The sequence below is a fragment of the uncultured Clostridium sp. genome, from assembly GCF_947036855.1.
In the GTDB taxonomy this organism is placed as follows: Bacteria; Bacillota; Clostridia; order Clostridiales; family Clostridiaceae; genus Sarcina.
On record NZ_CAMQRY010000084.1, the window covers coordinates 1 to 10,988 of the forward strand.

The 10,988-nt window shown below is 28.1% G+C and carries 12 protein-coding genes; 11 read left to right on the top strand and 1 reads right to left on the bottom strand.

Annotated elements, in window-relative coordinates; all coding sequences use genetic code 11:
- A partial coding sequence (locus tag Q0V15_RS09065) for a hypothetical protein (protein WP_297438198.1) occupies positions 1-294 on the top strand: 294 nt, incomplete at its 5' end.
- A gap of 55 nt (positions 295-349) precedes the next feature.
- On the opposite strand, the gene Q0V15_RS09070 is transcribed toward Q0V15_RS09065, so the two are convergent.
- On the bottom strand, positions 350-778 hold the full coding sequence (locus Q0V15_RS09070) for a hypothetical protein (protein ID WP_297438200.1): 429 nt from the start codon (positions 776-778) through the stop codon (positions 350-352).
- A 384-nt stretch (positions 779-1,162) separates the two neighbouring features.
- Here Q0V15_RS09070 and Q0V15_RS09075 point away from each other — a divergent pair, with 384 nt between their 5' ends.
- From Q0V15_RS09075 to Q0V15_RS09120, 10 genes are all read left to right on the top strand, one after another.
- Positions 1,163-2,137, top strand: a complete 975-nt coding sequence (locus Q0V15_RS09075; protein WP_367173768.1) for an ABC transporter permease — start codon at positions 1,163-1,165, stop codon at positions 2,135-2,137.
- Entirely contained in the window at positions 2,118-3,017 is a 900-nt protein-coding gene (locus Q0V15_RS09080; protein WP_367173769.1) for an ABC transporter permease, read from the top strand. Before Q0V15_RS09075 ends, Q0V15_RS09080 begins: the two co-directional genes overlap by 20 nt.
- A 16-nt stretch (positions 3,018-3,033) precedes the next feature.
- Positions 3,034-4,623 (top strand): ABC transporter substrate-binding protein, encoded by a 1,590-nt coding sequence (locus Q0V15_RS09085; protein ID WP_297438202.1) that lies wholly within the window; start codon positions 3,034-3,036, stop codon positions 4,621-4,623.
- Between the two features lie 64 nt (positions 4,624-4,687).
- The gene (locus tag Q0V15_RS09090; protein WP_297438204.1) at positions 4,688-5,674 is read left to right on the top strand and encodes an ABC transporter ATP-binding protein; all 987 of its coding nucleotides are present in this window, start codon (positions 4,688-4,690) and stop codon (positions 5,672-5,674) included.
- Positions 5,667-6,566 carry an ABC transporter ATP-binding protein gene (locus Q0V15_RS09095; RefSeq protein WP_297438206.1) on the top strand — a complete coding sequence of 300 codons (900 nt, stop codon included), beginning with the start codon at positions 5,667-5,669 and terminating at the stop codon, positions 6,564-6,566. The genes Q0V15_RS09090 and Q0V15_RS09095 overlap by 8 nt, the downstream gene beginning before the upstream one ends.
- 112 nt (positions 6,567-6,678) lie before the next feature.
- A complete protein-coding gene (locus Q0V15_RS09100; protein WP_297438208.1) occupies positions 6,679-7,746 on the top strand; it encodes a glycosyltransferase family 2 protein in 1,068 nt (355 codons plus the stop codon).
- Positions 7,747-7,753: 7 nt separating this feature from the next.
- Complete coding sequence (locus Q0V15_RS09105; RefSeq protein ID WP_297438210.1) at positions 7,754-7,954, top strand: hypothetical protein; 201 nt, start codon at positions 7,754-7,756, stop codon at positions 7,952-7,954.
- A 289-nt stretch (positions 7,955-8,243) separates the two neighbouring features.
- Positions 8,244-9,038, top strand: a complete 795-nt coding sequence (gene pnuC / locus Q0V15_RS09110; RefSeq protein WP_297438212.1) for a nicotinamide riboside transporter PnuC — start codon at positions 8,244-8,246, stop codon at positions 9,036-9,038.
- 92 nt (positions 9,039-9,130) lie between these two features.
- The gene (locus tag Q0V15_RS09115; protein ID WP_297438214.1) at positions 9,131-9,823 is read left to right on the top strand and encodes a pseudouridine synthase; all 693 of its coding nucleotides are present in this window, start codon (positions 9,131-9,133) and stop codon (positions 9,821-9,823) included.
- Positions 9,824-10,289: 466 nt separating this feature from the next.
- The gene (locus tag Q0V15_RS09120; protein WP_297438216.1) at positions 10,290-10,868 is read left to right on the top strand and encodes a GNAT family N-acetyltransferase; all 579 of its coding nucleotides are present in this window, start codon (positions 10,290-10,292) and stop codon (positions 10,866-10,868) included.
- Positions 10,869-10,988: the final 120 nt, after the last annotated feature.

The window sequence follows — 10,988 nt, forward strand, 5'->3', positions numbered from 1 at the left end:
TCAATTTCTCTTACAGTATTTTTTGTAAGATGGTTTAAAAATAAGGATATAATAGCTAATGTTGGAACATTCTCAAGTTTTGTATTATTTTCACTTGGAATATTTATGATACAAGCACCTTATATATCAGAGAGTATGGCAAAGTATGAAGTAATAGGATATATATCACCTTATTATTGGGTTGGAAGAATATTAAATGGTGATTTGATAGAGGGAAGTATAATACTTTTACTAATGTCCGTTGCAATTTTTACATGTGGAACTTATAAACTTCGTGAATTTACAACTAATTAAATATATTAAATTAGAAAGCTCTAAGCATTTATTCAAAATGCTTAGAGCTTTTTTGTTATATTCTTCTAATTATATTTCCAGCAAATTCAGAAATTGCTGAAGATTTACTTCTGTTTAATTCTTTTGTTATTCTATCAATATCTATAACCTCATTATTTCTAATTAAATTATTAATATGATTTTTAACTTCTGTATGTGTAGCACTTTCTACTGGTACAACATAAACAATCTCTTTTGTTATTTCATATGAAATACAAGCAGAATCATTTGATATACCACTAACATTTATATTAGAAACCCACTCATCTTCTGGTAGGTTGTTTTTTATATCTTCAATTGATTTTTCAATTTCAAATGTTTTACAAATTTTTATATCTGTATTTTTTCTTGGAATATAGAATTCTATATAAGGAACTCCTTTAGTATCACTAAATACGTTTAATTTTTGAACATCTCTATAGTTATCACAAAATGCTAATAGCATGAAAATCACTCCTAATCTTTTGTTTAATCTAACTTGAAATACAAATTTAATTTCAGAATGATTCTGACACTTTAAATGTATTGGCAGTAGTCTAAATAAGTATAGCAAAAGAAAGAGATAAATAAAAATGGAATGAATTGTGAGTTTTATATAAAAAACTGCGATAATTTATACGTTTACATTAGCTTGTATAGCAAAAAGTAGTCAGTTGTATAAAAAATGGAATGAAAGATTAATAAGTAAATAAATGTATTTAAGAATAATAAGAATTAAATTAAAATGAAAAATTGTCCTAAATTTCTAATTGAGAGAATATACTCAATAGAGAAAAGGATATCAAGTTATTATTAAAATAAATTTTGAGGAGGGCTATTTATTTTTATAGTGAAGAAATTGTTTCAATTAATTTTATCTATGTTAGTTTTATCATTTGTAATATTTTACATGGCAAGATTATCACCAGGCGATCCACTTAAATCATATTATGGTGAAACTGTGGAGCAGATGGGAACTCAAAAGCAAGAACTTGCAAGAGAGAAACTTGGTCTGGATAAGCCTATATATGTACAATATGGAATATGGGTGAAAAATGCTATTAAAGGTGATTTTGGAATTTCATATAAGTACAAGGCTGATGTTTTAGAAGTTATAGGAGATGTTTTTGTTAATACAATTATTTTAGGGCTTTTAGCATACATATTAACTTTTATACTTTGTACTCTTTTAGGGATTTTTTGTGCATTGCATGAGGGGAAACTTTTAGACAGGTTTGTATGTACAGTTGGAAATATATTAAATGCAATACCAACATTTTGGGTTTCACTTGTACTTATTTTAGTGTTTAGTATAAATCTAAATATACTACCAAGTAGTGGAGCTTATGAAATAGGTATGTCAGGAAGTATTGTTAGTAGAATAGAGCATCTTATTTTACCACTTATAGTTATGGTTTTAGGACATCTTTGGTACTATGCATATATGATAAGAAACAAACTTTTAGAGGAAATTAGAGAGGATTATGTTTTACTTGCAAAAATAAAGGGAGCAAGTAATAACGTAATAATTTATAAACATTGTTTAAGGAATATAATGCCAGCACTTGTTACAATAATGGCAGTTTCAGTTCCTCATATTCTTGGAGGTACGTTTGTAGTTGAGAAAATATTCTCATATCCAGGTATGGGTAGTTTGACTTTTGAAAGTGCAAAATATCATGATTATAATATGCTTATGATTTTATGTCTTATAACAGGGGCTGTTATTATTATTAGTAATTTAATTGCTGAAGTTATAAATAATAAAATAGATCCAAGAACTAAGCAGGTTAGGGGGGAATATTTTGAGCTTACACAAGAGTGATTTTGAGGTTGTTGGAAAAGATTATATGATTTCAAGGATTAAAGAAAAAAAGGTAGTGAAAGCAAAAGCGAAGAATATTCCGTATATTTCAATAGGGATTTTAGCTATTATAGTTACTTTATGTATTTTTGCAGAAGTGATTATGACTAAAGATCCAACACATTTAAATCTTAGAAATATATCAATAGCTCCAAGCAGTGAGTTCTTATTTGGGACAGATACTATGGGGAGAGATATATTTTCAATGATTTGGTATGGTGGAAGAATTTCTTTATTTATAGGAGTTTTAGCAACTATAATTTCTACAGTTATTGCTGTTATATATGGAACTGTAAGTGCATGTTCAAATAGTTATATTGATGATTTGATGATGAGAATTACAGAAATAATGCTAACTATACCATCAATTCTTGTAATTATATTTATTCAGGGAATTATGGGGAATGGTACAGTTGTAAGTCTTGCAATAGTTATAGGAATTACAAGTTGGATGAATATTGCGAAAGTTGTGAGGGCAGAAGTAAGTCAAATAAAAAATAGTGAATATATTTTAGCCGCGAAAACAATGGGGGGAAGTTTCTTTCACATATTAAAGGAACATATGGTTTTAAACTTTATTCCTGCAATAATGTTTATGGTTGTTACAAATATTGGAGGGGCAATTGGAACTGAGGCAACTTTGAGTTTTCTAGGAATAGGACTACCTATTGAAATTATTTCATGGGGAAGTATGTTATCACTTTCAGAAGGGGCACTTTTATCAAATTTATGGTGGATTATTATAGTGCCGGGAGTGTTTTTGGTTATTACACTTCTTTGTATTACTAATATAGGTAATTATTTAAGAGAAATTTCAAATAAGAAACAAAGTAATTTGTAAAATGGGGGTAAAATTTATGAAAAAGAAAAAATTAAAAGCGTTAGTGGTGGCTAGTCTTATTGTATGTTCATTTGGTTTTATAGCTTGTGGAGAATCTTCAGATAAAGCTATACAAAAAGATGGGGGAAAAGAAACAGTAGAGGAAAATGATAATAGTTTGGTTTATGGAAGTGGTGATTATACTACTATAAATCCTGCAATTAACGATTCAAGTGAGATAGATTCACTTATATTTAATGGGCTTGTTGCAAGGGATGGAGATGCAAATATTATACCTTGCCTTGCAGAGAGCTGGGAACATGATGAGGCTACAAATATGTATACTTTTAAGTTAAGAAGTGATATTAAGTGGCATGATGGTAAGCCTTTTACTGCAAATGATGTTAAGTTTACATTTGATATTATTCAAAATGAAGATAATATGTCAGCAAGAGCAAGTGGATTTGAGGCTATTGAAAGTGTGGAAGTTGTTTCAGATACAGAACTTGTTGTTAAGTTATCAGAGCCAAATGTAGCAATTTTAGATGCTTTAACAGTTGGGATAGTTCCAAAACATTTACTTGATGGAAAAGACCCAAAAACAGCAGAGTTTAATACAAATCCAGTAGGAACAGGGCCATATAAGTTTAAAAGCTGGGATAAGGGTCAAAATATAATTATGGTTAAGAATGATGAATATTTTGAAGGTGCGCCAAGTATTGAAGAGATAGTATTTAAAATTGTTACTGATGATAAAGCCTTAGCTATGCAAATTAAGTCAGGTGAAATTGATTTAGCTCAGGTAACTCCAAAGGATATGGCTGCTATTGAAAAAGAGGAAGGGCTTACAGTTCATAAGATGAAAACTGCTGATTATAGAGGTATAATGTATGATTTTAATAGACCATTATTTAAAGAAAATAAAGGGATTGTAAATGCACTTAATTATGCAATAGATAGACAAGCTATTTTAGATAGTGTGCTACTTGGATATGGTGAAGTTGCATATTCACCACTTCAGATGGGTGATTATAATAATCCAGATATGGAGAAGTTTGAATACAATCCAGCTAAGGCAAAAGAAAAAATTGAAAAGCTTGGATTTAAGCTGGGTGATGATGGGATTTATGCAAAAGGGGATGAAAAGTTAGCATTTGAACTTGTATGCTCAGAGGGAGATCAAGTAAGGATTGATATGGCTACAATTTGTGCACAATTCTTCGAAGAAATAGGTATTGATGCTAAAGTTGCTGTAAAAGCAAGTGTTGATTGGGGTAATGAAGATACTTATGTTGTAGGATGGGGAAGTCCATTTGATCCAGATGACCATACGTACAGAGTTTTTGGAACAGATAAAGATGCAAATTATAATGCTTATTCAAATGCAAAAGTTGATGAACTTTTAGCTAAAGCAAGACAAACAACTGATGAGGCAGAAAGATTAAAGCTTTATCAAGAGTTTCAAATAGAAATAGGAAAAGATATGCCATATACTTTTATAGCTTATCTTGAAGCTATGTTTGTTGCAAATGATAACCTTAAAGGGATTGATGAAGATACAATTCTTGGGCATCATGGAGCAGGGATATTCTTTAATGTTGATGAATGGTCATTAGAAGAAAAGTAATTTTAAAATAGATGGAGGTAAAACTTCATCTAATTTTCTATTAAATTTGGAGGTGGAAAATAAGGTGAAAACTGTTTTAGATATTAAAAAATTAAGTATAGATATACATACAGGACTAGGAAGTGTTAAAGCTGTAAGGAATGTTGATTTAGATCTTAAAGTTGGAGAAATACTTTCTATTGTAGGTGAATCAGGATGTGGTAAGACTATTCTTTGTAGAAGTATACAAGGAATACTTCCGAAAACTGCACAAATAATGAATGGGAATATAGACATAAAGACAAGTAGTAAAGAGAAAAATAAATTTAAAGATATATCAATGATTTTTCAAAATCCTATGACGGCTCTTAATCCAACTATGAAAATTGGTGAGCAGATAGCAGAGGGAATAAGATATAAAGAGAAGATTAGTAAAAAAGAAGCAAAAAAAGAAGCGATAAGATACTTAGAACTTGTTGGGATTGACCATCCAACTCAAAGATATAACTCTATGCCACATGAGTTTTCAGGGGGGATGAGACAACGTATAGTCATAGCTATAGCACTTGCAACCAAGCCACAAATATTAATAGCTGATGAGCCAACTACATCTTTAGATGTTACTATTCAAAAACAAATATTAAATCTTATTTTAAAGCTTAAGGATGAACTTTTATTTTCAGTAATTTTTGTAACACATGATTTATCGATAGTTGCAAGTATTTCAGATAGAGTTGCAGTTATGTATGCAGGGAAAATTGTTGAAATTGGAACTACAGAAGATATATTTTTTGATTGTAGACATCCATATACTAAAGCGCTTTTAGAATCATTACCAAGTGAGGGGGCAGATGTAGAACTTGTTAGTATTGATGGAGCCCCACCAAGTCTTATAAATCTTGAAGTTGGTGATAGCTTTGCAAGAAGAAATGAAAATGCACTTAAAATAGATTATCTTAAAGAGCCACCTATGTTTAAGATAAGTGAAACACATAGTGCAGCAACTTGGAAATTACATGAGTTTTATAAAAAACAGAGTGATGAAGTGGTGGAGGCTATAAACAATGGATAGAAAAATTTTAGAAGTAAAGAATTTGAAAAAGTATTTTACACTTGACAAAAAGACTATAATTAAGGCAGTTGATGATATTAGCTTTGAATTATATGAAGGGGAAGTTCTTGGAATAGTTGGAGAGTCGGGTAGTGGAAAGTCTACACTTGGGAGAAGTATAATAAAGATACATGATGTAACAGAAGGAAATGTTTATTTTAATGGAGTGGAAGTTACAGATAATAGAATGTATAAAAAAAACAAAGATTATATAACAAGGGAGATGCAGGTAATATTTCAAGATTCAACATCATGCCTAAATCAAAGAAGAAATATTTTAAGTATAATTTCAGAACCTCTTAGGATAAAGAAGTTTTGTAAAAATAAAGAAGAGTTATTTAAAAGGGTATTAGAAATTTCTAAGGCAGTAGGGCTTTCGGAAGAGGATTTATACAAATATCCATCAGAAATATCAGGGGGACAAAGGCAAAGAGTTTCCGTGGCTAGAGCACTTACTCTTAAACCAAAGCTTATAATAGCAGATGAACCTATAGCATCACTTGATGTATCTATGCAAGCTCAAATAGTTAATTTGCTAAAGCATTTAACAAAAGCTCATAATGTTGCATGTATATTTATAGCACATGATTTATCTATGGTTAGATATATAAGTGATAGAATTGCTGTTATGTATAAAGGAAAGATAGTTGAGATAGGATGTAGTGAAGCTGTATATAATAATCCAATACATCCATACACAAAGATTTTAATAAGTTCAAGACTTACAGCTAATCCAAGGTTTAAAAATTTAAATATAGTAAGTGCTTATGATGAAGAGGATAAAGAATTTAATTTTAAAACTTCAAGGCTGATTAAAGTTTCAGAAAATCATAGTGTTTATAAGAGTATTTAACTCAGTAGATATAATTTAGAAAAAAATCTAAATTATATCTATTTTTTTGATAAAAATTAAAATTGTTGGTAATAATAAGCGTATTGAAATACTAAAGAATAGGAGCAAACAAATGAAAAAAATTACAGTCATAATACCAACACATAATGAAGAAAATCAAATAGTTGAAACTTTGGATAGTATTTTTAATCAAACTATGGAAGTGGATAGAGTTATTACAGTTTGTGATAATTGTACTGATAATACAGTGCCTATACTTGAAAAATATGAAAATGAAAAACTTGAGATATTTATTACAAAAGATAATAAAGGGAGGAAGGCAGGTGCATTAAATCAATGTTTTAGATCACTTGATATAGGTGGCTATATTTTAGTTATGGATGCTGATACTGTTCTTGATGAAAATTGCATTTTAGAAGGTGCAAAAAGATTAGATTCAGATGTAATGCTAGGTGCAGTATGTTCAAGAGCAGGAATATTACCTTATACGGGTAAGGGTTTCTTTAAGAAAGTATTATGGCACTTGCAACATATAGAGTATGGTCAGTTTGATGCACATAGAATGGAAACAGAAGGAAAAATAAAGGTAGTGCATGGGATGGCTACAATATTTAGAAGTGATGCACTTAAATCTGTTATAAAGTATAGAAAAGAAGCTTTTGGAATTGATACAGATGTTTATTTAGAAAATAATTTAGTAGAAGATTATGAAGTAACTTTATGTTTGAAGCATAATTGGAGAGTTGCAACAGAGCTTAAAATGATGGCATGGACAGAAGTTCCATTAAGTACAAAAGAGTTGTATGTACAAAGGCTCAGGTGGCTTAGAGGTGGAGTGGATACTTTAAGGCTTCATGGGATTAATAAAGTTACACTTGCTGATAATTTAAATAATGTATTATTTGGATTTATCATGGTACAAAGAGTAATAGTATTTTTAGGGCTTATATTATTTCTTTATATGTATAGAACATTTAAGATGAGTATGCTCGTTGTTTTAGTAATAGCATATACATACGTAGATTCATTTTATAGGATGAAATATACACAAAATAAAACATTTAAAGATTATCTACTTAAGCTTACATTTTTACCAGAGATAGTTTATGCACTATTTCAAGTTGTAATTTTAATTCAAAGTTTTATATATAGTTTTTTAAATATAGAGCAAGTGTGGTGATAAATAGATGTTAGCATTTTTTAGGTTTGCAACCTATGTAGGTATAGTACTTGCAATAACAGTATTTTTAGTTATATTTATTAGATTTAATACTCTTCTTTTAAAAACTAAAAAGTACTGGGCATGGATTTTACAAATAATTCTAGTTATAGCAATTATTGTAGAGGTAATTGCAACATTTGTGTATGGAGTTTTTGATTGGATTTAAAAAATATTCATAAAGATAAAATAATAAAAAAATAGTAAAAATTTACTTAAATTCATAATATAAAGGTATTTAATACATATAATATTCGTGTTTTTAGAAAATATAGTATTAAATTGATAATACAAAAAGGTTTTCATAATGTAATTAATAATAAAATGTGAACAAGGAGTGATATGTAATAAAAATTTGTAGAACTATTGAAAGTGATAATAAATATCTATAAAATAAAGTGTAAGTTTGTTTAATTCTTAAATAAATTTTCAAATTTAATTGACAGAGTGAGGACAATATGGAATTTTTCAAAGGATTTAGCCCATTTCAAAAGATATTTTTCGTAGTATTTATGATATCAAGTATACTAACATTTTTTGTACCGGCATTTTTACATAATGGTGATTTAAAAACTGTATTTACAGTTACTGGATTTATAGGTCTTACAGCTACTATTTCAGGAGTTATAACATCAATTTATCAAGCAAAAGCTAGTTTAACAGTTTATTTTTGGTGGATATTAAATACTATAGCTATGACAGTTATTTCATTTATAGGTGGATTATATGGAGAAGCATTTAAGAATTTATTTATTCTTATACCTTTAGAGATATATGGATTTTATATGTGGAAACATAGTGCAGAAAAAAGTGAGGATGGAGTTGTTGAAGGTAGAACTTTTACAAAGGCTCAATGGGTAAAAACTATAATAATTATGCTTACAGCGTGGTTAATATATGGAATAATTCTTAAAAATGTACCAAGTATAATGATGAATTTATTTGGTATGAGTATAAAACCTGATCCATCTTATATAATGGATGCATTATCATCAGTTATTACAACATATGCTTTATATCTAACTTCAAGAAGATATGTAGAGCAGTGGTATTTCTGGATATTATCTAATATCGGATTTGTAGTATTTGTAGAAACAATGGTAAAGCAAGGGTTTACAATAAACAATTTATCTGGTGCTATGACTTGGCTTCAATATGGAGTAAGTTCATTCTATGGATTTTATTTATGGAGAAAAATGTATAAAGCTAAACACAAGGGCGTTGATATTGAAGGAAATGTAATTGCTGCTTAGTTAACATATAAGGAATAATGGAGATAAACTTTTAGAGTTTATCTCTTTTTTATGATATAATTTTAGCAATTATAGATAATAGGAGCAATTAAATGAGAATAAATAAACTTTTAAGTAATTTTGGATACTGTTCAAGAAGTGAAACAAGAAATCTCATCGAAGATGGTAGAATAATAGTAAATGGGGAAAATGCTATACAAGGTCAATGGGTTGAAATAGATGAGGATATAATTTTAGTAGATAATAAAATTATAGTAATGAAAGATAGAGTATATATAGTATTTAATAAACCAGTAGGAGTTACATGCACAGCAGAAAAAAGTAAAAAAGATAATATAATAGATTATATAGGATATAAACAATACATATTTCCAATAGGGCGACTAGATAAAGATTCACAAGGACTTATACTTTTAACAAATGATGGAGATTTAGCGAATGATATTTTAGAAGCTGAAAATGGACATGAAAAAGAATATATAGTTGGTGTAAATAAAATAATAACATCAGAGTTTATTAATGGGATGAGTAGTGGAGTACAAATTGGAGATAAGATAACTAAAAGATGCAAAGTTATAAAAATTGATGATTTAAGTTTTAAAATAATATTAACTCAGGGGTTAAATAGACAAATTAGAAAAATGTGTTTAAATTTTGGTTATAAAGTTCAAAAATTAGAACGTATTAGAATTTTAAATATAAATCTTGGAAATTTAAAATGTGGAGAATACAGAGAAATAAGTTTAGAAGAATTAAATTTATTAAGAGATAAATTAAAAATGTAAGATAGGCACTATTTGTTTTATTTGATAGTAAAATGAATGGTGTTTTTTTATATTAGTTTATTAATAATATGTTAATAAAAAGCGCTTTTTTAATAAAATTGTAATTAAGTAACAAATGAAATGAAAAAACATATAGTTATTTTATAAGTGAAAACATTAAATATATTTATTAGATTACTATTATAATGAGAGTAATGGTGATAGTGTTAATGAAATGAATTACAAAAAGATTAAATTTAGTAAAAGAAATAATAAATTTAGAGAAAAAATGTTAAAAAAAACAATAAGAAATAAATAAAAATTAAATTACTAACAATATATACTAAATATTAATAAAAAGTTAAAAAAATCAATATAAAATTATTAGTTAGAGTGTTTAATTTTATCTATATTTATATTATAATAATATTCGCAACATAATAGAAAGTTGTGAATTAAATGTTAACAAAGTAATAGGAGGTTAGGTATGGAAAAGTACAAAATAATTAATCTAGAAAAACAATATTGGGGAGAAATGGTCGCCATATATGAAAATTCGATAAAAACGGGAGTCACTACTTTTCAAAGGACAGTACCTAGCTATGAAGACTGGATTGATTCTCATTTAGAAGATTCAAATATAATTTTATTAGAGGATGGCGAAGTTCTTGGATTTGCAGCTCTTGCAGCAATGAACTCAAAAATACAGTATAGTGGAGTTGCAGAACTTAGTATATATGTAAAATCTGGACAAAGAGGAAAAGGAATTGGAACAAAACTTTTAAATGAACTTGTAAGAATATCAGAAGAAGTAGGTATTTGGACACTTCAAGCAACTGTTTTAGAAGATAACATAGGAAGCAAGAAGTTACATGAAAAATGTGGTTTTAGAGAAGTTGGATATAGAGAAAAAATAGCTAGAACAATATTTGGTGTTTGGAAAGATACATTCTTAATGGAAAGAAGAAGTGATATTGGTATAGCAGATGTAATTGATTTAAATGTTATAATGGAAACAGAGGCTAATAACTTTATGATAGAAAATGAGGTCATGTTAGAAGCTTAAATATATGAAGTTAAAAGTTGTCTTTATTAAAATAAAGGCAACTTTTTATTATTATTGATAAAAAATTAATAAAAAAGTAATTAGCTAATAATATATTTTGTATAGAATTAAAGTAAATAA

Bases quoted from the DNA above. Each gene is read 5' to 3' on its own strand.
- Q0V15_RS09070 (WP_297438200.1), bottom strand. From the start codon at position 778: ATGCTATTAGCATTTTGTGATAACTATAGAGATGTTCAAAAATTAAAC.
- Q0V15_RS09085 (WP_297438202.1), top strand. From the start codon at position 3,034: ATGAAAAAGAAAAAATTAAAAGCGTTAGTGGTGGCTAGTCTTATTGTA.
- Q0V15_RS09095 (WP_297438206.1), top strand. From the start codon at position 5,667: ATGGATAGAAAAATTTTAGAAGTAAAGAATTTGAAAAAGTATTTTACA.
- Q0V15_RS09100 (WP_297438208.1), top strand. From the start codon at position 6,679: ATGAAAAAAATTACAGTCATAATACCAACACATAATGAAGAAAATCAA.
- Q0V15_RS09105 (WP_297438210.1), top strand. From the start codon at position 7,754: ATGTTAGCATTTTTTAGGTTTGCAACCTATGTAGGTATAGTACTTGCA.
- pnuC (WP_297438212.1), top strand. From the start codon at position 8,244: ATGGAATTTTTCAAAGGATTTAGCCCATTTCAAAAGATATTTTTCGTA.
- Q0V15_RS09115 (WP_297438214.1), top strand. From the start codon at position 9,131: ATGAGAATAAATAAACTTTTAAGTAATTTTGGATACTGTTCAAGAAGT.
- Q0V15_RS09120 (WP_297438216.1), top strand. From the start codon at position 10,290: ATGGAAAAGTACAAAATAATTAATCTAGAAAAACAATATTGGGGAGAA.